This window comes from Microbacterium sp. PI-SA-G, assembly GCF_057215335.1.
The window spans coordinates 2,778,482-2,798,282 of record NZ_CM170103.1 but is presented as its reverse complement, the minus strand read 5'-3'; the positions used below and the strand labels follow the sequence as shown (position 1 = coordinate 2,798,282).

Annotated in this window: 16 protein-coding genes; 4 read left to right on the top strand and 12 right to left on the bottom strand. The window is 71.1% G+C overall.

The window, feature by feature from the left end:
• Positions 1 to 29: 29 nt before the first annotated feature.
• The 6 genes from AC2D10_RS13755 to AC2D10_RS13730 all read right to left on the bottom strand — a co-directional run bounded on the left by AC2D10_RS13755 (position 30) and on the right by AC2D10_RS13730 (position 7,278).
• Positions 30 to 806: an enoyl-CoA hydratase gene (locus AC2D10_RS13755; protein ID WP_484708464.1), complete on the bottom strand. Its 777-nt coding sequence runs from the start codon at positions 804 to 806 to the stop codon at positions 30 to 32.
• Positions 807 to 864: 58 nt separating this feature from the next.
• A complete protein-coding gene (gene mmsB, locus AC2D10_RS13750) occupies positions 865 to 1,752 on the bottom strand; it encodes a 3-hydroxyisobutyrate dehydrogenase (RefSeq protein ID WP_484708463.1) in 888 nt (295 codons plus the stop codon).
• Positions 1,749 to 2,927 (bottom strand): acyl-CoA dehydrogenase family protein, encoded by a 1,179-nt coding sequence (locus AC2D10_RS13745; RefSeq protein ID WP_484708462.1) that lies wholly within the window; start codon positions 2,925 to 2,927, stop codon positions 1,749 to 1,751. Before AC2D10_RS13745 ends, mmsB begins: the two co-directional genes overlap by 4 nt.
• An 11-nt stretch (positions 2,928 to 2,938) precedes the next feature.
• Positions 2,939 to 4,438, bottom strand: coding sequence for a CoA-acylating methylmalonate-semialdehyde dehydrogenase (locus AC2D10_RS13740; protein WP_484708461.1), 1,500 nt, complete (start codon positions 4,436 to 4,438; stop codon positions 2,939 to 2,941).
• A gap of 305 nt (positions 4,439 to 4,743) precedes the next feature.
• Positions 4,744 to 5,928: a thiolase family protein gene (locus AC2D10_RS13735; protein ID WP_484708460.1), complete on the bottom strand. Its 1,185-nt coding sequence runs from the start codon at positions 5,926 to 5,928 to the stop codon at positions 4,744 to 4,746.
• A gap of 723 nt (positions 5,929 to 6,651) precedes the next feature.
• Positions 6,652 to 7,278 (bottom strand): response regulator, encoded by a 627-nt coding sequence (locus tag AC2D10_RS13730; protein WP_484708459.1) that lies wholly within the window; start codon positions 7,276 to 7,278, stop codon positions 6,652 to 6,654.
• Positions 7,279 to 7,728: 450 nt separating this feature from the next.
• Between AC2D10_RS13730 and AC2D10_RS13725 the strand changes: the two genes are divergently transcribed.
• The gene (locus AC2D10_RS13725) at positions 7,729 to 8,313 is read left to right on the top strand and encodes an antibiotic biosynthesis monooxygenase (RefSeq protein WP_484708458.1); all 585 of its coding nucleotides are present in this window, start codon (positions 7,729 to 7,731) and stop codon (positions 8,311 to 8,313) included.
• Between the two features lies 1 nt (position 8,314).
• On the opposite strand, the gene AC2D10_RS13720 is transcribed toward AC2D10_RS13725, so the two are convergent.
• Positions 8,315 to 9,517, bottom strand: a complete 1,203-nt coding sequence (locus AC2D10_RS13720) for an ROK family transcriptional regulator (protein ID WP_484708457.1) — start codon at positions 9,515 to 9,517, stop codon at positions 8,315 to 8,317.
• A gap of 127 nt (positions 9,518 to 9,644) precedes the next feature.
• On the opposite strand from AC2D10_RS13720, the gene xylA reads away from it, so the two are divergent.
• Positions 9,645 to 10,835 (top strand): xylose isomerase, encoded by a 1,191-nt coding sequence (xylA, locus tag AC2D10_RS13715; RefSeq protein ID WP_484708456.1) that lies wholly within the window; start codon positions 9,645 to 9,647, stop codon positions 10,833 to 10,835.
• A gap of 7 nt (positions 10,836 to 10,842) precedes the next feature.
• Entirely contained in the window at positions 10,843 to 12,153 is a 1,311-nt protein-coding gene (gene xylB / locus AC2D10_RS13710; RefSeq protein ID WP_484708455.1) for a xylulokinase, read from the top strand.
• Between the two features lie 278 nt (positions 12,154 to 12,431).
• On the opposite strand, the gene AC2D10_RS13705 is transcribed toward xylB, so the two are convergent.
• From AC2D10_RS13705 to AC2D10_RS13685, 5 genes are all read right to left on the bottom strand, one after another.
• Positions 12,432 to 13,424 (bottom strand): aldose 1-epimerase family protein, encoded by a 993-nt coding sequence (locus AC2D10_RS13705; protein ID WP_484708454.1) that lies wholly within the window; start codon positions 13,422 to 13,424, stop codon positions 12,432 to 12,434.
• Positions 13,424 to 14,947, bottom strand: coding sequence for an L-arabinose isomerase (gene araA, locus AC2D10_RS13700; RefSeq protein WP_484708453.1), 1,524 nt, complete (start codon positions 14,945 to 14,947; stop codon positions 13,424 to 13,426). The genes AC2D10_RS13705 and araA overlap by 1 nt, the downstream gene beginning before the upstream one ends.
• Positions 14,948 to 14,958: 11 nt before the next feature.
• Positions 14,959 to 16,542, bottom strand: a complete 1,584-nt coding sequence (locus AC2D10_RS13695; protein WP_484708452.1) for a xylulokinase — start codon at positions 16,540 to 16,542, stop codon at positions 14,959 to 14,961.
• Positions 16,539 to 17,258 carry an L-ribulose-5-phosphate 4-epimerase gene (locus tag AC2D10_RS13690; RefSeq protein WP_484708451.1) on the bottom strand — a complete coding sequence of 240 codons (720 nt, stop codon included), beginning with the start codon at positions 17,256 to 17,258 and terminating at the stop codon, positions 16,539 to 16,541. The genes AC2D10_RS13695 and AC2D10_RS13690 overlap by 4 nt, the downstream gene beginning before the upstream one ends.
• Positions 17,259 to 17,534: 276 nt before the next feature.
• Positions 17,535 to 18,539 carry a LacI family DNA-binding transcriptional regulator gene (locus AC2D10_RS13685; RefSeq protein WP_484708450.1) on the bottom strand — a complete coding sequence of 335 codons (1,005 nt, stop codon included), beginning with the start codon at positions 18,537 to 18,539 and terminating at the stop codon, positions 17,535 to 17,537.
• A 57-nt stretch (positions 18,540 to 18,596) separates the two neighbouring features.
• Between AC2D10_RS13685 and AC2D10_RS13680 the strand changes: the two genes are divergently transcribed.
• Positions 18,597 to 19,442, top strand: a complete 846-nt coding sequence (locus tag AC2D10_RS13680) for an NAD-dependent epimerase/dehydratase family protein (RefSeq protein ID WP_484708448.1) — start codon at positions 18,597 to 18,599, stop codon at positions 19,440 to 19,442.
• The last annotated feature ends 359 nt before the right edge of the window (positions 19,443 to 19,801 follow it).

Below are 19,801 nucleotides of genomic sequence, written 5' to 3'. Positions count from 1 at the left end.
AACACGTCCTGACCGAGACCGACCGCGGTTCAGCGGTTCTGGAAGTCGGGAGTGCGCTTCTCGCGGAAGGCAGACATGCCCTCCTTCTGATCCGCGGTGTCGAACAGCGCGGCGAACGCCTGCTTCTCATGCGCCAGTCCCTCGGCCAGCGTGGTCTCCATCGCCGCGTCGAGCGCGGCCTTGGCGGCGTAGACCGACGGCAGGGAGCGCGCCGCGATCGTCTCGGCGAGTGCCGTGGCCTCGGTCAGCAGATCGGCGGCCGGCACGACCCGCGAGACGAGTCCCGATCTCTCCGCTTCCTCCGCGCCCATGAAGCGCCCGGAGAGCACGAGTTCCGCGGCCTTGTAGTAGCCGACCGCGCGGATCAGGCGCTGCGTGCCGCCCATGCCGGGGATCACACCGAGGTTGATCTCGGGCTGGCCGAACTTCGCGGTGTCGGCGGCGAGGATGATGTCGCACATCATCGCGAGCTCGCATCCGCCGCCGAGAGCGAACCCCGACACGGCGGCGATCACCGGTGTGCGCACCGCCGCGAACTCGTGCCACACGCCGAAGTGATCGGTCGCGAGCATCTCGGCGCTCGACATCGCCTCCATCTCCTTGATGTCGGCCCCCGCCGCGAACGCCTTCTCGGATCCGGTGACCACGATCGCGCCCACGCCCTCATCGGCGTCGAAGGCCACGGCCGCAGCGGTGACCTCATCGGCGAGCCGACTGTTCAGCGCGTTGAGCGCCTCGGGGCGGTTCAGGGTGATCCAGCCCACGCGCCCGCGCTGCTCGACCAGGATCGTCTCGTACTCGGTCATGCCGTCTCCTTGTTCGTGCGGTGTCCGTGCCGTCGTGAGTCCAGTATCTTCCCCTGCCTCACACGCGGTCGTCGCGGATGTCGGTAATGATGCCGCTGAAGTCGCGCCCGGCCCCGTCGCCCGCGGCGAAGGCGGCATAGATCTGCTGCGCCAGCCGTCCCATCTGCGCGTCGGTCGAGGTCTGCTCGATGGCCTGCAGCGCGAGTCCCAGGTCCTTCGCCATCAGCGCGCCCGCGAATCCCGGCTGATAGTCGCGATTCGCCGGGCTCGTGGGTACCGGCCCCGGCACAGGGCAGTTCGTCGTGATCGCCCAGCACTGACCCGACGCCTGTGACACCACGTCGTACAGTGCCTGATGCTCGAGTCCCAGCCGCTCACCGAGCACGAACGCCTCGGCGACCGCGATCTGCGACACCGCGAGGACCATGTTGTTGCACACCTTCGCCGCCTGGCCGAGTCCCGGCCCGCCGCAGTGCACGATGCGCGCACCCATGACCTCCAGCACCGGCATCGCGGCGGCGACGTCGTCATCCGCCCCGCCGACCATGAACGCCAGCGTGCCCTTCTCGGCACCCACCACCCCGCCCGACACCGGAGCATCGATGTGGCGATGACCGGCGGCGAGCGCGAGCTCGTGGGCCGTCTGCGCCTCGTGGACGGCGATCGTCGACGACTCGATGAACAGAGTGCCCGGTCGGGCGGCGGCCAGCAGCTCGGACCGATAGGCCTCGATCACGTGCTTCCCCGCGGGAAACATCGTGATCACGACCTCGGCATCGGCCACGGCATCTGCCCCGTTCGCCGCGACCGGGATCCCGGCGATGCGCGCCGCCTCGATCGCCGCCGGCACGAGGTCGAAGCCGTGCACCTCATGACCGGCCGCCGCGAGGTTCTTCGCCATGGGGAGTCCCATGTGGCCGAGGCCCAGGAACGCGATGCGGGTCATGACGCGCTCCGCATCGACGTGGATCCCGCCGGCCGCAGCATCTCGCGACCGACGATCAGACGCATGATCTCGTTGGTGCCCTCGAGGATCTGGTGCACGCGCAGGTCACGGACCACGCGTTCGATGCCGTAGTCCTGCAGGTAGCCGTAGCCGCCGTGCAACTGCAGCGCCCGGTTGGCGACGTCGAAGCCGGCATCGGTCGCGAAGCGCTTGGCCATCGCGCAGCGCATGGTGGCGTCGGGGGCGTGCGCATCGACGGCCTCGGCTCCGTCGCGCACCATCAGTCGCGCGGCCTGCAGTTCGGTGCGCATGTCGGCGATCGCGAACAGGATCGACTGCTTCTCGGCCAGTGGCTCACCGAACGCGACCCGCTCGTGCACGTACTGCACGGCCCGATCGAGCGCCCACTGCGCGCCGCCCAGCGAGCAGGCGGCGATGTTCAGACGCCCGCCGTTGAGGGCCGACATCGCGATCGCGAAGCCCTTGCCCTCGTCGCCCAGCAGAGCGGATGCCGGCACCCGCACTCCGTCGAACACCACCTGGCGGGTGGGCTGGGCGTGCCAGCCCATCTTCTTCTCGGGGGCGCCGAAGCTCAGCCCCGCAGCATCCGCCGGAACCAGGAAGGCGCTGATGCCGCGGGCTCCCGCCTCGCCGGTGCGCGCCATCACGACGTACACGGCGGCCTCGCCGGCACCGGAGATGAACTGCTTGACGCCCGTCAGCACGTACTCGTCGCCGTCGCGCACGGCGCTGGTGGCGATGTTCGCGGCATCCGACCCCGCACCCGGTTCGGTGAGGCAGTAGCCGCCGAACTCCGCCATCACGCTCAGGTCGGGCAGCCAGCGCGCGATCTGCCCGTCGGTGCCGTAGCTGTCGATCATCCAGACCACCATGTTGTGGATGGAGATGTACGCGGCGACGGCCGGGTCGCCCTTCGCGAGCTCTTCGAAGATCGCGACCGTGTCGACGCGCGAGAGCGCGGTGCCGCCGGACTCTTCGCGCACGTAGATGCCGCCGAGCCCGAGCTGACCCGCCTTCCCGAGGGATTCGCGCGGGAAGAGGTGCTTCTCGTCGCGTTCGGCGGCGAAGGGCGCGAGCTCGGTGTCGGCGAACTCGCGGACGGCGTCGAGGATCGCCTCGCGCTCCTCGGTGGTGACGGTCGTGACGGTGGTCATGTCTCGCTCCCTCAGTGCATGGTCGGGATGACGAAGCTGGCGCCCTCGCGGGTGCCCTGCGGCCATCGGCTCGTGACGGTCTTGGTCTTCGTGTAGAACCGGAACGCGTCGGCGCCGTGCTGGTTCAGGTCGCCGAATCCGCTGCGCTTCCATCCGCCGAACGTGTAATACGCGATCGGCACCGGGATCGGCACGTTCACCCCGACCATGCCCACCTCGACGCGGGCGGCGAAGTCACGGGCGGCATCGCCGTCACGCGTGAAGATCGCCACGCCGTTGCCGTACTCGTGCTCCGACGCCATCCGCAGCGCCTCCTCGTAGTCGGCGGCGCGCGCGATCACGAGCACGGGGCCGAAGATCTCTTCGCGGTAGATCGCCATGTCGGTCGTGACGTGGTCGAACAGGGTCGGGCCGAGGTAGAAGCCCTCCTCGAACCCGGGGACCGAGAAGCCGCGGCCGTCGGCGAGGAGGGTCGCGCCTTCGTCGATGCCCTGCTGGATGTACCCCTCGACGCGCTCGACCGCCGCCCGGGTGACGAGCGGACCGTAGTCGACGTCGGGTGAGAGCGACGGACCGATGCGCAGCTGGGCGACGCGCTCGACGAGCTTCGCGGCCAGCGCGTCGGCGGTCTGCTGCCCCACCGGGACGGCGACCGAGATCGCCATGCACCGCTCCCCCGCCGATCCGTAGCCTGCACCGATCAGTGCGTCGACGGCCTGGTCGAGATCGGCGCCGGGCATCACGATCATGTGGTTCTTCGCTCCGCCGAAGCACTGCGCCCGCTTGCCGTGCGCAGCCGCCGTCGCGTAGATGTACTCGGCGATGGGAGTGGAGCCGACGAAGCCGACGGCGCGGATGCGGTCGTCTTCGAGGAGCGCGTCGACCGCCTCCTTGTCGCCGTGCACGACGTTGAGCACGCCAGCCGGGAGGCCTGCCTCGAGGAAGAGCTCGGCGAGGCGCACCGGCACCGAGGGATCGCGTTCACTCGGCTTGAGGACGACGGCGTTGCCCGCGGCGAGCGCCGGACCCGCCTTCCACAGGGGGATCATGGCGGGGAAGTTGAACGGGGTGATCGCGGCGACCACCCCGAGCGGCTGGCGCATCGAGTACACGTCGATGCCGGCTCCCGCTCCGGTGGAGTACTCGCCCTTGAGCAGGTGCGGGGCGCCGGCCGAGAACTCGATCACCTCGAGTCCCCGCTGGATGTCGCCCTTCGCGTCGTCGACCGTCTTGCCGTGTTCGCTCGCGAGCAGTTCGGCGAGCGAGGTCATCTCGCGCTGCACCAGATCGAGGAAACGCAGCAGCACGCGGGCGCGCTTCTGCGGATTCGTGGCGGCCCACGCGGTCTGGGCCTCGGCGGCGTTCGCGATGACCGCGCGCACCTCGTCGGCCGTGGCAAGCGGCACGTGTGCCTGCACCGCGCCGGAGCTCGGGTCGAAGACATCCGCGAAGCGGCCCGTGTCGCGAGTGAGATGCGATCCGCCCACGAAGTGCGGGATGGTACGAGTCATTATGTGACTTCCCTCCGTGCCACCGTTGGCACATTGGAGAGTTTACTTCGGGAGCCGTGGATTTACTAGGACGTCCATGTAGATTTCTGCGCGGCATCCGATCGATGTTCGTCGCGCGTTCACCGCGCGGTCACATCGGTCGATTACAACTGCAGATGCGCGGAGACTCAGACCGGAACGGGTAGTCAAGGATTTCCGCGCCGCGGAGAGCGGATCTCGCTCCCGCCGCGGTGCCCACACCGCAGGACCCCCGCCGAATCGGGTCGGCGGGGGTCTTCTTCGTCTCGGCGCGGGTGGTCGGCGGATCAGAGGCGCTCGACGATCATGGCGTTCGCCATTCCGCCGCCCTCGCACATGACCTGCAGCCCGAGACGTCCACCGGTCGCATCGAGGTGGTCGACCAGTGTGCTCAACAGACGCGTGCCCGACGAGCCCAGCGCATGGCCGAGGGCGATCGCGCCGCCGCGAGGGTTCAGCTTCGCGGCATCCGCCCCGAGCTCCGCCGCCCAGGCCAGCGGCACCGACGCGAATGCCTCGTTCACCTCGTACGCGTCGAGGTCGTCGATCGTGAGGCCGCTGCGTTCGAGGATGCGCCGAGTGGCGGGGATCGGGCCCGTGAGCATCATCAGCGGATCATCGCCGACGACCGCGAAGGAGTGGAAGCGGGCGCGGGGCGTGAGGCCGAGCTTCTCCGCGCGGTCGGCGCTCATGAGCAGTGCCGCCGAGGCGCCGTCGGTGAGCGGCGAGGAGTTGCCCGCCGTGATGCGCCAGTCGAGGTCGGGGAACCGGGCGGCGAGGTCGTCGGTGCGGAACGCGGGAGGGAGGGACGCCAGGCCTTCGGCCGTCGTGCCGGTGCGGACGGTCTCGTCGGCGACTGCGTCGGGTGCCTCGTCGACCGCGATCACGCTGCGGGTGAAGAATCCGGATGCCGCGGCCTCTGCCGCACGACGGTGCGACTCTGCGGCGTAGGCGTCGAGCTCGGCCCGTGAGAGTCCCCACCGCTGGGCGATGAGCTCGGCGGACACACCCTGATTCACGAGACCGTCTGGGTAGCGGGCCCGCAGCCGCGGCGACCACGGCGATCCCTGCTGCGCCGACGACCCCAGAGGCACGCGGCTCATCGACTCGACGCCGCCCGCGATCACCACGTCATACGCGCCGGCGATGATCCCCTGCGCGGCGGCGTGCACCGCCTGCTGGCTCGATCCGCACTGCCGGTCGATCGTCGCCGCCGGGACCCGTTCGTCGAAGCCGGCCGCCAGCACCGCCTGTCGCGCGATGTTCGTCGACTGCTCGCCGACCTGGCTGACGCAGCCGAGCAGCACGTCGTCGATCTCGCGCGAGTCGAGGCCGCTGCGCTCGAGCAGTGCCGCGAGGGCGCCCGCGGCGAGGTCGACGGGATGCACGCCCGAGAGCGCTCCCCCGGGCTTGCCGCGTCCGACCGGAGTGCGGACCACGTCGACCAGAACCGCTTCGTTGCGTGTGCTCATGCGTCCTATTCTGCGCCTTCGCGCGGGGTGGGGTCCGGCGCAGGGGTCACGAATGGCCGCATCCCACGCCGCGATGCGGCCATCTGTGACAACGCATGTGGGGCTCGTGTGGCGGGGTCCGGCGCAGGGGTCGCAAGTGGCCGCATCCCACGTCGCGAAGCGACCATCTGTGACACCTAAAGTGAGGCTCGCGAGTCGGGGTCGTGCGCAGGGGTCACAAATGGCCGCATCACGCGCCGCGATGCGACCATCTGTGACACCTGGAGAGGCCTCGCGGGACGGAGTCCGGCGCAGGGGGCACGAATGGCCGCATCCCGCGTCGCGAAGCGACCATCTGTGACACCTGAAGTGGCCTCGCGGGGCGGAGTCCGGCGCAGGGGTCACGGATGGCCGCATCCCGCGCCGCGAAGCGGCCACATGTGACACCTGAAGTGGGGCTCGTGTGGCGGGGTCCGGCGCAGGGGTCGCAAGTGGCCGCATCCCACGTCGCGAAGCGACCATCTGTGACACCTGAAGAGGCCTCGCGGGGCGAGGTCCGGCGCAGGGGTCACGAATGGCCGCATAGCGCCTCGGGATCAGGCCATCTGTGACACCCCAGCCAGAGTTGCGCGGTGAGATCAGCGCCGAGGGGACGCGAATGGCCGCATCACGCGCCGGGATCAGGCCATTCGTGACACCTGATCAGCCACATGTGACCCCTGACGCGCGGCAGCGCAGCGCGGGTCAGCTGTGCGGATGCACGTAGCCGTCCTCGAGCGCGCGCCGGAACAGGTCGACCTTCGTGACGGCTGGCCGCCCGACCGCGGTGTACTTACGACGGATGCGGCGCACATGATCGAGCACCGTCTCGCGCGAGACGTACAGCTCCTGCGCGACCTGCTCGGCCGTCTCGCCGGCGGCGTAGCGGGAGAACACCTCGACCTCGCGCTCCGAAAGGATCACCCGTTTCGAGGACGGATTGCGATGCCGGATCGCCGACGTCCAGTCCGCGCCCTCGACGAGCTGGCCCCGGGCCGCGGCCGCGATGGTCGCCATCATGTGCGGCATCTCGTCGGCCTTGCTGATCATTCCGACCGCTCCGGCCCGCGCCGCCGCGTGCACGAGCGCGAGCGGCTCGTCGGCCACGTGCACGAGCACCGGCGCGCACAGCACCTGCAGCTCGCGGACATTCTGCGGCGTCGTCGATCCGTCAGACAGGGTGAGGTCGAGCACGACCACATCCACCCGCTGACGGAAGGCAACCAGTTCGGCCACCGTGCGGCCGGTCGCGACCACGTGATATCCCGGATGACTCTCGATGATCGCCGCGGCTCCCACCAGCATCGCCCGATGATCGTCGATGATTCCCACGCACACCACCATGTGCTGCCCTTCCCCCGGTCCTGCTTCCCGATTCCCCCAGCTGTCGATGCGGCGCTCGCCGCTCAGCCCGTGCCCGAACGGCACCGAAGGCCGAAGCGTCGCAGAAGGAGGGACCGGGGCGGGCGGGAATGGGTGGGCCCGCCCCGGCGTCGGAGGGAGACGGAGGAGGACGTCGGCGGCGTCGGATCGACGGTCAGCGCGAGCATGTGATTCCTTCCTCGGTCAGAGGTGCGCACAGCGGCACCCAACGGACCAGACCACATGCGTGCGCATTCGTGACGCGGTTCTCCGGTTCCGAGTGCACGTCCGGGGCCCCGGTGGCCTCCGGCAGGCTCGATGTCGTCCGCGCCGCATAGAATCGACGACGCGCCGCGACCCTTGGCGCAGCCCCCTGTCGGCGTGTCCGTGATCCGGCCGCCCCGTTCCCGAGGACCCGCCATGACCAGCGCTCCCATCACCGTCTCCATCCGCCGCGAAGTCGATCCCGACCGCATCGACGAGGTGACCTCGTGGGTGCAGACGGGCGTCAACAAGGCGAACCGCTACCCGGGCTTCCTGGGCTCGGGGTGGGTGCGCGCCGGCGCCGACTCGCAGGTGTGGCACATGCTGTACCGCTTCGCGGACGAGGACACCCTGGTGGCCTGGGAGGACTCGGCCGAGCGCGCCTCGTGGCTCGCGACCGGAGAGGGGCTGGTGCTCAGCGAGCGCTCCCGGCGCCGGAGCGGTATCGAGGGCTGGTTCGATGAGCCGGCGACGGGGTCCATCACGATCCCGACCACGACCGGCACCACGACGGTTCCCGTCACGAACGCACCCCCGCGCTGGAAGCAGGCCGTGACGATCTGGCTGGGGTTCTTCCCGGTGAACGTCGCCTTCACCTATGCCGTCAGCCCGGTGCCGGGGTGGGATGCGCTGCCGATCTGGTTGCGCGTGCTCGTGACGACGCTCGTGCTGACGCCGATCATGACCTACTGGGTGCTGCCGTGGGTCACCCGCACGCTGCGGAACTGGCTGGCGCGCTGAGTCAGATCACGCCGGCAGCGGTGAACGCCAGCTCGGCTGCTCCGAGCAGCAGACGGTCGCCGGCGAGGGATGCGGGCAGGATGCGCAGTCCCTCGGCGTTCTCGGTCATCGCGGCAGAGCGAACGGCATCGGCGAAGCCCTCGGGGTCGAGGTCGACCAGCATCGCCAGGAACCCGCCCAGCACCACGACGGAGGGGTTGAGCACGTTGACCGCGTCGGCGATCGCTCGGGCCAGGATGCCGCGCTGGCGCCGCGATTCCGCATCGACACCCTCCTCGACGTCCCCCGAGAGCGTGCCCGACAGCGCCCCCGACAGCGCCGCCGCGAGCGCGCTGTCGTCCGCCGCCCCCATGCCGAGCGCGGCCAGCAGACGCGCCCGGCTCACCTCGTCCTCGAGGGCGGCGTCGCGCGGCAGCGCCGCATCCGTCCCGACGCGCACGCGGTTCTGTCCGAACTCGCCCGCGTAGCCGCCGACCCCGCCGACGGGCATGCCGTGCACGATGATCCCGCCACCGATGCCGGAGGGTCCGCCGTTCAGGTACACGACGTCGTCGGCGCCGCGCGCCGCGCCGAACAGGTGCTCTGCGAGCGCACCGAGGCTCGCGTCGTTGCCCACCGCGACGGCAAGCCCGCTCGAACCGGCGATCAGCGCGCGCACAGGGGCGTCGCGCCAGCCCAGGTGCGGAGCGTTGCGGACCAGCCCGTCGGCCTGACGCACGAGTCCCGGCACCGCGACGCCGATGCCGACCACGCGCATCGCGCGCAGCGGACCCCGTCGCCAGCGCGCGATCACCTCGGCGACCAGCGCGGCGACCGCCTCGGCCGACGGCAGCGTGCACTCGATGCGCTCGCGGACGGGAATCCCGCGGGCGAGGTCGATCGCAGCGATCTCGACGGCATCCACCTCGGGGTTCACCGCGATGACGACCGCGTGCGGGGATGCCTCGACGACCGGCGAGGGGCGGCCGACGCGGCCCGCGGGGTCGGGGTCGCGCTCGGTCACCCATCCCTCGTCGACGAGCGAGCCGACGAGGTCGGCGACGGTGGAGCGATTCAGCCCGGTGGCGGCGGTGAGCTGCGCCCGGGACTGCGGTCCCTCGAGGTGCACGCGGCGCAGGATCCGCGCGAGGTTGCGCGCGCGCACGCCGTCGCCGGTCTCCTTGGGCGCTGCGATCCCGCCGAGCTCCGTCGAAGCGTCCGCCACCTGATCTCCCTCTCGCATCGGTCTGGTCGACGCCTCAGTCTAGGAGGCTGGACATCGCCGCCCTCAGCCTATATGTTGTTGCTCACAACAATTGCGATGCACGGCGTCGCCCATGCGAAGGAGCATCATGAGCCTCACCCCGACCCGCGACGACAAGTTCTCATTCGGACTCTGGACCGTCGGCTACAACGGCTCCGACCCGTTCGGCGGCCCCACCCGACCGGCCCTCGACGTGGTGCACGCCGTCGAGAAGCTCGCCGAACTCGGCGCGTACGGACTGACCTTCCACGACGATGACCTGTTCGCCTTCGGCTCCACCGACGCCGAGCGTCAGACCCAGATCGACCGCCTCAAGGGTGCCCTCGACGACACCGGCCTGATCGTGCCGATGGTCACCACGAACCTCTTCAGCGCTCCCGTGTTCAAGGACGGCGGCTTCACGTCGAACGACCGCCAGGTGCGCCGCTTCGCGCTGCGCAAGGTCTTCCGTCAGCTCGACCTCGGCGCCGAGCTGGGCGCGAAGACGTTCGTCATGTGGGGCGGCCGCGAAGGTGCCGAGTACGACTCCGCGAAAGACGTGCGGGCAGCGCTCGAGCGCTACCGCGAGGCCGTGAATCTGCTCGGCGACTACGTCACCGACAAGGGCTACGACATCCGCTTCGCGATCGAGCCGAAGCCCAACGAGCCCCGCGGCGACATCCTGCTGCCGACGCTCGGACACGCGATCGCGTTCATCGACTCGCTCGAGCGCCCCGAGCTCGTGGGCGTGAACCCCGAGGTCGGACACGAGCAGATGGCCGGACTCAACTTCACCGCCGGCATCGCCCAGGCGCTGTACCACGGCAAGCTCTTCCACATCGACCTCAACGGTCAGCGCGGCATCAAGTACGACCAGGACCTCGTGTTCGGTCACGGCGACCTGCACAACGCGTTCTCGCTCGTCGACCTGCTCGAGAACGGCGGCCCCAACGGCATCCCCGCCTACGAGGGACCCCGCCACTTCGACTACAAGCCCAGCCGCACCGAAGACGAGACCGGCGTGTGGGAGTCGGCTGCCGCCAACATGCGCACCTACCTGCTGCTGAAGGAGCGCGCCGCGGCCTTCCGCGCCGACCCCGAGGTGCAGGAGGCACTTGAGGCCGCCAAGGTCGCCGAGCTCTCGATCCCGACGCTCGACGAGGGCGAGAGCTACGACGCGTTCCTCGCCGACCGCAGCGCCTACGAGGACTTCGACGCCGACGCGTACCTCGGCGGCAAGGGCTTCGGCTTCGTGCGCCTGCAGCAGCTCGCCACCGAGCACCTGCTCGGCGCCCGCTGACCCGCTGATGGCTCTCGTTCTCGGCGTCGACTCTTCGACGCAGTCCTGCAAGGTCGTGGTGACGGATGCGACGACCGGTGCCGTGGTGCGTACCGGTCGCGCGTCGCACCCGGACGGCACGTCGGTGGATCCGGACGCCTGGTGGGTGGCCGTGCAGTCGGCGATCCACGAGGCGGGCGGGCTCGACGACATCGAGGCGTGGGCCATCGGCGGACAGCAGCACGGGATGGTCGCGCTCGATGCGTCGGGCGCGGTCATCCGCGATGCGCTGCTGTGGAACGACACCCGGTCGGCGGATGCCGCGGCCGCCCTCATCGCAGAGTTCGGCGCGCAGCAGCTCGCCGAGCGCACGGGGCTGGTGCCCGTGGCATCCTTCACCATCTCGAAGGTGCGCTGGCTGCGCGACCACGAGCCCGAGAACGCCGCCAGGGTCGCCGCCGTCGCACTGCCGCACGACTGGCTGACCTGGCGGCTGCGCGGGTACGGCCCTGTCGGCGCCGAGGGCGCCCCGCTCGGGCCGGTGCTCGACGAGCTCGTCACCGACCGCTCCGACGCCTCGGGCACCGGATACTGGAGCGCCGCGACCGGCGAGTACGACCGGGAGCTGTTCATCGCCGCGCTCGGTCACGATGCGGTGCTGCCGCGAGTGCTCGGACCCGACGAGTCGGTGACGGATGCCGCGGGCCGACGCGTCGCGCCCGGCGCCGGCGACAACGCGGCGGCCGCGCTCGGGGTGGGCGCAGGCCTCGGTGACGTCGTCGTGTCGATCGGCACCAGCGGAACCGTGTTCGCGGTGAGCGATGAGGCCTCGGCGGATCCGTCGGGGATCATCGCGGGCTTCGCGTCGGCCGACGGGCACTTTCTGCCGCTGGTGTGCACGCTGAACGCGGCGCGCGTGCTCGACGTGACGGCCGCGCTGCTCGGCGTCGATCACGCGGAGCTGAGTCGTCTCGCGCTGGCGGCTCCTGCGGGGTCGGCGGGGTTGTCACTCATCCCCTACTTCGAGGGCGAGCGCACCCCGAATCTGCCCGATGCGACGGCGACGCTCAGCGGCATGACCCTCGCCTCGACCACGCGCGAGAACCTGGCGCGTGCCGCGGTCGAGGGGATGCTGTCCGGACTCGGCGCGGGACTCGATGCCCTGCGCGAAGCCGGGGTGCCGCTGCGGCGGGCGCTGCTGATCGGCGGCGGCGCGCAGTCCGCCGCCGTGCGGGAGATCGCCCCGCTGGTGCTCGGCATGCCGGTCGAGGTGCCGCCCGCCGGGGAGTACGTGGCGCTCGGCGCCGCCCGGCAGGCCGCCGCGGTGCTGGCGGGTTAGGCGCGGCCGGCGGTTCCGGTCGCAGTTGCTGCCGCGCCGGCATCCGCCCGGGCGTTCTGGTCGCAGTTGCTGCCGGACCGCGCGTCGCGAGGCGGCGGGAAGTGCGACCGGAACCGGCCGGCATCCGCCCGGGCCCTTTCGGTCGCAGTTGCTGCCGCGTCGGCATCCGCCCGGCCGTTCCGGTCGCAGTTGCTGCCGGACCGCGCGTCGCGAGGCGGCGGGAAGTGCGACCGGAACCGGCCGGAGGCGCGAGCCACAGGCCGACAGCCCTGCCGCGCCTACAGCGCGAAGATCCGCCAGGACGCCGCGTGCGTCGCGCCGGGCTCGAGCGTGATCAGGTCGACGCCGGAGTTGAAGGCGTCGGGCGGGCAGGTCATGGGCTCCACCGCGAGGCCGATGCGGTGCGTCGCGGCGACCTCCGGGGTGTCGGCGGTGTGCACCTGCACCCACGGGCAGCGTTCGTCCCACGCGAGGGCGACGCCGGTGCCGGCATCGGTCGTGACCCGCACCTCGGCCACGCCGTCGGTGCGCGCGAGCTCGGTGAAGGCGTGGTCGATGAACACGTCCTCGATGCGGCGCGGCTCGCGGAAGTCCCACTCGGGGTGCGCGTCGACGGATTCGACCGCGATCGGGCTGAGCCGATCGGGTGTGACGGTCAGCACCTCGGATGCCGGGAGCGTGAGGGTCCAGTCGTCGACGCCGCCGGGGCCGGCCACGAGATACGGGTGCGGGCCGGTGCCCCAGGGCGCAGCATCCGCCCCGATGTTGTGCGCGGTGACGGTCTGATGCAGCCCGTCCGCCGCGAGACGGTACTCGCTCTCGACCTCGACGCGGAACGGGTACCCGGTCTGCGGCTCGATCACGGCCGCGAGCACGACCCGATCGTCGAGCACGAGGCGATCCGAGAACTCCGCCCACGCGAGCAGCCCGTGCAGGGCCTGCCCGCGCTCGGGTTCGGTCAGCGGCAGCTGGTGCTCGACCCCGCCGAAGGAGTAGCGGCCGTCGACGATGCGGTTGGGCCACGGCGCCAGGGTCGTGCCGCGATAGCCCGGTCGCACCTCGTCAGCCTCGAACGGCACCACCAGATCGCGCCCGTCGAAGGTCAGCGTCCGCAGGGTCGCCCCGATGCTGGCGATGTCGGCCACGTACCCGTGCGCCGCGATGCGCAGCTGCCGGCCCGAGCGCGGCGGCCGCGTTCCGGTCGCATTCGGCGCCGCCTGCGCGCCCCCTGAAGCGGCAGAAACTGCGACCGCAGCGGTCTCGGCGGGCATCAGAGCCCCTGCGCGAGGCGGTAGTACGCCTGGTTCCAGCGGACCTGCTTCTGGAACTCGGGCAGCGTGGTGTCGTCGTCGATCACGAGCAGCTCCACCTCGGCCATGTCGGCGAAGTCGCGGAACGCCTCGATGCCGACCGCGGTCGACATCACGGTGTGGTGTGCCGCCCCGGCGGTCAGCCACGCGGCAGCCGAGGTCGTGAAGTCGGGCTGCGGCTTCCAGACCGCGCGGCCGACGGGCAGCTTGGGCAGCGACGCTCGCGGCGGCACGTTCTCGACCACGTTCGCGGTGAGGCGGAACCGGTCGCGCATGTCGCTCAGCGCCACGACGACGGCAGGCCCGGGGTCGGCGGTGAAGACCAGGCGCACCGGGTCGTCCTTGCCGCCGATGCCCAGCGGGTGGATCTCGAGCGTGGGCTTCGCGGTGGTCAGCGACGGCGACACCTCGAGCATGTGTGCGCCGAGAATCAGCTCGTCGCCCGGCGTCATGTCGTAGGTGTAGTCCTCCATCAGGCTCGCGCCGCCGGGGAGCCCCGAACCCATCACGTTCGCGATGCGCACGAGCACGGCCGTCTTCCAATCGCCCTCCGCGCCGAAGCCGTAGCCCTCGGCCATCAGCCGCTGCACGGCGAGACCGGGCAGCTGCTTCAGCGCGCCGAGGTCCTCGAACGACGTCGTGAAGGCGCCGAAGCCGCCCTCCTCGAGGAACGACCGCAGCCCGATCTCGATCGCCGCGCCGTCGCGCAGCGACTGGTGCCGCTCGCCGTCGCGCCGCAGCTCGGGCACGACCTCGTACAGCTCTTCGTACTCGGCCACGAGCGCGTCGATCTCGGCGTCGGATGCCGCGGCGACGGCATCCGCCAACTCGTTCACACCCCACGTGTTCACCTGCACGCCGAAGCGCAGCTCGGCCTCGGTCTTGTCGCCCTCGGTCACCGCGACGAAGCGCATGTTGTCGCCGAAGCGGGCGAGCTTGAGGTCGCGCGAGGCAGCGAGCCCGGCGGCGGCACGCTGCCAGGTGCCGAGCTCCTGACGCAGACGCGGATCGGACGCGTGCCCGACGATCGTCTTGCGCGGCACGCCGAGGCGCGTCTGGATGTACCCGAACTCCCGGTCGCCGTGCGCGGCCTGGTTGAGGTTCATGAAGTCGAAGTCGATGTCGGCCCACGGCAGCTCGACGTTCGCCTGCGTGTGCAGGTGCGCGAGCGGCTTCTGCAGCGCGTCGAGTCCGGCGATCCACATCTTGGCGGGGCTGAAGGTGTGCATCCACGCGATCAGGCCGATCACGCGGTCGTCGGCGTTCGCTTCGAGGGCGGTGCGCTTGATGGCGGCGGCATCGGTCAGCACCGGCTTCCAGACGATTCTGACCGGCACCTCCGACGACTCGTCGAGCAGGCGCGCGATCTCCTGCGACTGCGTCGCGACCTGCGCGAGGGTCTCGGGGCCGTAGAGATGCTGGCTGCCGGTGAGGAACCAGACCTCGTAGCCGTCGAGCGAGGTGGTGAGCGGGGTGCGGGTCATCGTGCGGTCCTTCACAGAGATGCGACGGCGGCGGCCTCGATGGCCAGTCCCGCCCGGTAGCGGTCGAGGTATGAGGCGAAGCCGGCCACGTCGGCCGGGTCGGGATCGGCGGTGGAGAGGGATGCCGCGGCGAACACGTGCTCGTCGAGATAGGCGGGCAGCGACAGGTCGTCGGCGTGCGCCAGGTACGACGCGAGCACGGCGATGCCCCAGGCTCCGCCCTCGGATGCCAGCTCGCCGACCGCGACCGGGGCGTCGAGCGCGCCGGCGAGGAAGCGCTGTGCGACCCCGGCGGTGCGGAACATGCCCCCGTGCGCGAACATCCGGTCGAGGTGCACGCCCTCGGCCGCGAGCACCTGCATGCCCAGCGCGAGCGTGCCGAACACGCCGTACACCTGGGCGCGCATGAAGTTCGCGAGCGTGAACGCGCTGTCGGGCGTGCGCACGAACAGCGGACGCCCCTCGATGAGCCCGGCGATCGGCTCGCCCGCGAGGTGGTTGTAGGCGATCAGCCCGCCCGCATCCGCCTCGCCCTGCAGCGCCTCGCGGAACAGAGCGTCGAAGGCGGCATCGTCGTCGATCGGCTGACCGGCGACCGCCGCGAAACGGGTGAAGAGCCCGGCCCACGCGGCCAGTTCGCTCGCGCCGTTGTTGCAGTGCACCATGGCGACCGCGTCGCCCGCGGGCGTGGTGACCAGGTCGAGTTCGTGGTGCACCTCGGCCAGCGGATGCTCCAGCACGACCATCGCGAAGATGCTGGTGCCGGCGCTGACGTTGCCGGTGCGCGGGGCGACGGAGTTCGTCGCGACCATACCCGTGCCCGCATCACCCTCGGGCGGGCAGAGCGGGATGCCGGCGGGCAGCGCGCCGGTCGGATCGAGCAGCGCGGCGCCCTCGGTCGTGAGGACTCCGGCCGCGGCGCCCGCGCGGCGCACCGACGGCAGGAGTTCGGCCACCGGGGCGGGAAGGCGGTCGCCGACGAGGGCGTCGTAGGCCTGCAGCATCCGCGCATCGTAGTCACCCGTGGCGGAGTCGATCGGGAACATGCCCGAGGCATCTCCCACACCGAGCACCCGCTCGCCCGTGAGCTTGTGGTGCACGTAGCCGGCGAGGGTGTTGACGCTGGCGATCTGCGGCACGTGCGGCTCGGCGTCGAGCACCGCCTGGTGCAGGTGTGCGATCGACCAGCGCAGCGGGATGTTCACCCCGAACAGCTCCCCCAGCTCGGTGGATGCCGCGCCGGTGCTGGTGTTGCGCCAGGTGCGGAACGGCACGAGCAGCTCGCCCGCCGCGTCGAAGGCGAGGTAGCCGTGCATCATCGCCGAGACGCCGATGGCCCCGAACGTGGTGGGGCGGATGCCATGACGCTTCTCGGCGTCGTCGAGCAGTGCGGCGTAGGCGGCCTGCAACCCCGCCCAGACCTCGTCGATCGCGTAGGTCCAGCGGCCGTCCTCGAGCCGGTTCTCCCACGAGAAGGATCCGGTCGCGAGGACCTCAGTCGCGTTCGAGCCGATCAGGCACGCCTTGATGCGCGTGGAGCCGAGCTCGATGCCGAGGCTGGTGCGTCCGTCGCGGAGGTCGTCGAGGGCGGTCATCGGCGGGCATCCTGACTCTGGCCGTACACGTTCTGATAGCGGTCGTAGAGGCTGTCGATCGCCTCCTGCGGGATCGGGATCAACGGCCCCGCCTCGCGAGCGAGATGCACCGTGCGGGCGACATCTTCGACCATGACGGCCGCCTTCACGGCATCCTTCGCGTCGGTGCCGATCGTGAACGGTCCATGGTTCTGCATCAGGACCGCCCGTGAGCGATGCCCGCTGAGGGTCTCGACGATGCCGCGGCCGATCGAGTCGTCGCCGATGATCGCGAACGGGCCGACCGGGATCGGGCCGCCGAACTCGTCGGCCATGGCGGTGATCACGCAGGGGATCTCCTCGCCGCGGGCGGCCCAGGCCACCGCGTAGGTCGAGTGCGTGTGCACCACCCCGCCGACCTCGGGCATGTTCCGGTAGACGTAGGCGTGCGCGGCGGTGTCGCTCGAGGGTGAGCGGTCGCTGCCCGCGGTGCCCGGGATGACGGCCCCGTCGAGGTCGCAGAGGATCATGTTCTCGGGCGTCAGGTCGTCGTAGCTCACGCCGCTGGGCTTGATCACGAACAGGTCGGCGCCGGGCACGCGGCCCGAGACGTTGCCGCCGGTCCAGACGATGAGGCCGTAGCGGACGAGTTCGCCGTGCAGGCGCGCGACGTCGGCACGGACGGAGGAGATCGCACGCTCGACGGCGGGATCGAAGGTGGGGGCGTCGTTGCTCACAGCTGCCTCAGGGTCGCATCCGGCCACTGTGACCGGTCACAGAAGTGTGTCACGGGCGGTCGCGCGCGTCAAGGTTCGCGGGCGGTGCGTTGTGCGCGGTGCGCCCCGTGCGCTCGACAGGTTTTCGCCGAGTGCACGGGATGCTGCCGAGTGCACGGGGAGTTCGCGCGAACAAGCCGTGCACTCGGCAGGAAGCCGTGCACTCGGCGGCGGGAGGGGCGCGGGGATGCCGCGGGGCGAGGGGATGCCGGAGGCGAGGGGATGCTGCGGCGAGGGTCAGCGGGGCGGGGCGACCGAGGCGCGGGAGACCAGGACCGGGGCGACGGGGGCGAGGGGGGATGCTGCGGGGTCGCCGATCACCGCGGCGACCGCGCGGCGGGCGAGCTCGTCGAAGTCCTGCCGGATGGTCGTTAGCCGCGGCCAGTAGAACGCGGCATCGGGGATGTCGTCGAACCCCACCACGCTCACGTCACCGGGCACCGCGAGACCGGCCTCGTGCAGTCCACCGAGCAGCCCCAGCGCCATCTGGTCGTTCGCCGCGAACACCGCAGTCGCCCCCGACGCCCGCACCGCGTCGACGGCCGCATGCCCCGACCCGGCCGACCAGTCGCCCGGGATCACCGGCCCCGGAGTAAGCCCGCGCGCGGCCAGTTCGGCCGCGAACCCCTCGGCGCGCGACTCGGCCTCGAGCCAGTCCGATGGGCCGGCGAGATGCGCGATGCGGGTGTGCCCCGCGTCGGCCAGCGCCGCGACGGCGAGTCGAGCACCCGCGGCCTGGTCGACCGACAGACCGCGGGCCCCGCGTCCGGCCGAGTGCAGCGTGACGACGGGCACCTCGATCCGCAGGTCGTCCAGCGCCGACAGTGTGCGCGCGTGCGGCGCGACCACCACGATCCCCTCCACCCCCTGCGCCACCAGGTGATCCACCGCCGAGACGACCGCCGCGGCATCCCCCGCATCGGCGAACGCCGCGCTGACCCAGTACCCGGCCTCGCGCGCCGACGCCTCGAGCGCGGCGATGCTGCGCGATGGTCCGTACTGCAGCGCGTCCGAGGCGAGCACGCCGAGCGTGCGGGAGCGCCGCGTACCCAGCGCGCGGGCGGCGTTGTTCATGCGGTACCCGAGCTCGGCCATCGCGGCGCGCACGCGCAGTTGCGTCTCGGTGGCGACATCGGGGTGATCGTTGAGCACCCGCGACACGGTCTGCCGCGACACCCCGGCGAGGGCGGCGACATCGCGCACGCCGATCGGTCGGCGGGGGGCGCTGCTGGTGTCGGTCACGCCGACGAGTGTACGACGACGGATGCCACGGGCCCGCCGCCGTGCCACTCTGGAGACATGCGCATCGCTCTCACTGGTTCATCGGGCAAGCTCGGCCGCGTCGTCGCACGCGAACTGCGGGCACAGGGGTACGAGGTCATCGGGATGGACGTCACCGGCGCCCGCGGACCGGACTTCGTGCAGGTCGACCTCACCGACTACGGCCAGGTGATCGACGCGTTCTCGGCGGTCGGCGACCGGCACGACGGCATCGACGCGGTGGTGCACCTGGGCGCGATCCCCGCCCCCGGCATCCGCAGCGACGTCGCCACCTTCCACAACAACATGCCCGCCACGTTCAACGTGTTCTGGGCCGCCGTGCGCCTCGGCATCCGTCGCATCGTCTACGCATCGAGCGAGACGGTGCTGGGCCTGCCCTTCGACGTGCCGCCGCCCTACGTGCCGGTCGACGAGGACTACCCCGCCCGCCCCGAGTCGGTGTACTCGCTGGTGAAGACGCTCGAGGAGCAGCTGGCCACAGAACTGGTGCGCTGGCATCCCGAGGTGTCGATCACGGCCCTGCGCTTCTCGAACGTGATGAATCCCGAGGACTACGCCGAGTTCCCGTCGTTCGATGCCGATGCCCTGCGCCGCAAGTGGAACCTCTGGGGCTACATCGACGCCCGCGACGGAGCCCAGGCCGTGCAGCGCGCACTCGAGGTCGCCGCCCCCGGGTTCGACCGCTTCATCATCGCGGCCGCCGACACGGTCATGACGCGTCCGAACACCGAGCTCCTCGCCGAGGTCTTCCCGGACGTGCCCGTGAAGGGCGAGTTCGGCCCGAACGAGACACTGCTGTCGATCGACAAGGCCCGCCGCGTGCTCGGCTTCGACCCGCAGCACTCCTGGCGCGACCACGTCTGACCCGCCGCGCCGGGCGCGGCTGCGTCAGCGCCGGCCGTTCCGGTCGCAGTCGACGCCGCCCGAGGTACGGAGGGGCGGCAGGAACTGCGACCGGAACGCCCGGCGGGCGGCACGGGCGGCACGAACTGCGACCGGAAGACCCTCGAAACGCTCGGGAAGCCCCGAACCCCTCACCGCCGGGCGATGGAGTTGTCGTAGCCGATCACCGCGAGGTCGTCGGGCACCGTGCGTCCGAGATCGCGCGCCGAGCGAGCGCACATTCACCATGTGCACCTCCGTCGGCCGCCTGCAGCGATGTTACCGAGAACATCCCGCCCGTGCCAGCGCAGTGCCCGGCGTTCCGGTCGCAGTTTCTGCCG

What these genes read in the sequence shown, in the direction of transcription:
- AC2D10_RS13740 (WP_484708461.1), bottom strand. Translation starts at nt 4,438, where the DNA reads ATGACTCGTACCATCCCGCACTTCGTGGGCGGATCGCATCTCACTCGC.
- AC2D10_RS13735 (WP_484708460.1), bottom strand. Translation starts at nt 5,928, where the DNA reads ATGAGCACACGCAACGAAGCGGTTCTGGTCGACGTGGTCCGCACTCCG.
- araA (WP_484708453.1), bottom strand. Translation starts at nt 14,947, where the DNA reads ATGACCCGCACCCCGCTCACCACCTCGCTCGACGGCTACGAGGTCTGG.
- mmsB (WP_484708463.1), bottom strand. Translation starts at nt 1,752, where the DNA reads ATGACCCGCATCGCGTTCCTGGGCCTCGGCCACATGGGACTCCCCATG.
- AC2D10_RS13725 (WP_484708458.1), top strand. Translation starts at nt 7,729, where the DNA reads ATGACCAGCGCTCCCATCACCGTCTCCATCCGCCGCGAAGTCGATCCC.
- AC2D10_RS13695 (WP_484708452.1), bottom strand. Translation starts at nt 16,542, where the DNA reads ATGACCGCCCTCGACGACCTCCGCGACGGACGCACCAGCCTCGGCATC.
- xylA (WP_484708456.1), top strand. Translation starts at nt 9,645, where the DNA reads ATGAGCCTCACCCCGACCCGCGACGACAAGTTCTCATTCGGACTCTGG.
- AC2D10_RS13705 (WP_484708454.1), bottom strand. Translation starts at nt 13,424, where the DNA reads ATGCCCGCCGAGACCGCTGCGGTCGCAGTTTCTGCCGCTTCAGGGGGC.
- AC2D10_RS13745 (WP_484708462.1), bottom strand. Translation starts at nt 2,927, where the DNA reads ATGACCACCGTCACGACCGTCACCACCGAGGAGCGCGAGGCGATCCTC.
- xylB (WP_484708455.1), top strand. Translation starts at nt 10,843, where the DNA reads ATGGCTCTCGTTCTCGGCGTCGACTCTTCGACGCAGTCCTGCAAGGTC.
- AC2D10_RS13755 (WP_484708464.1), bottom strand. Translation starts at nt 806, where the DNA reads ATGACCGAGTACGAGACGATCCTGGTCGAGCAGCGCGGGCGCGTGGGC.
- AC2D10_RS13680 (WP_484708448.1), top strand. Translation starts at nt 18,597, where the DNA reads ATGCGCATCGCTCTCACTGGTTCATCGGGCAAGCTCGGCCGCGTCGTC.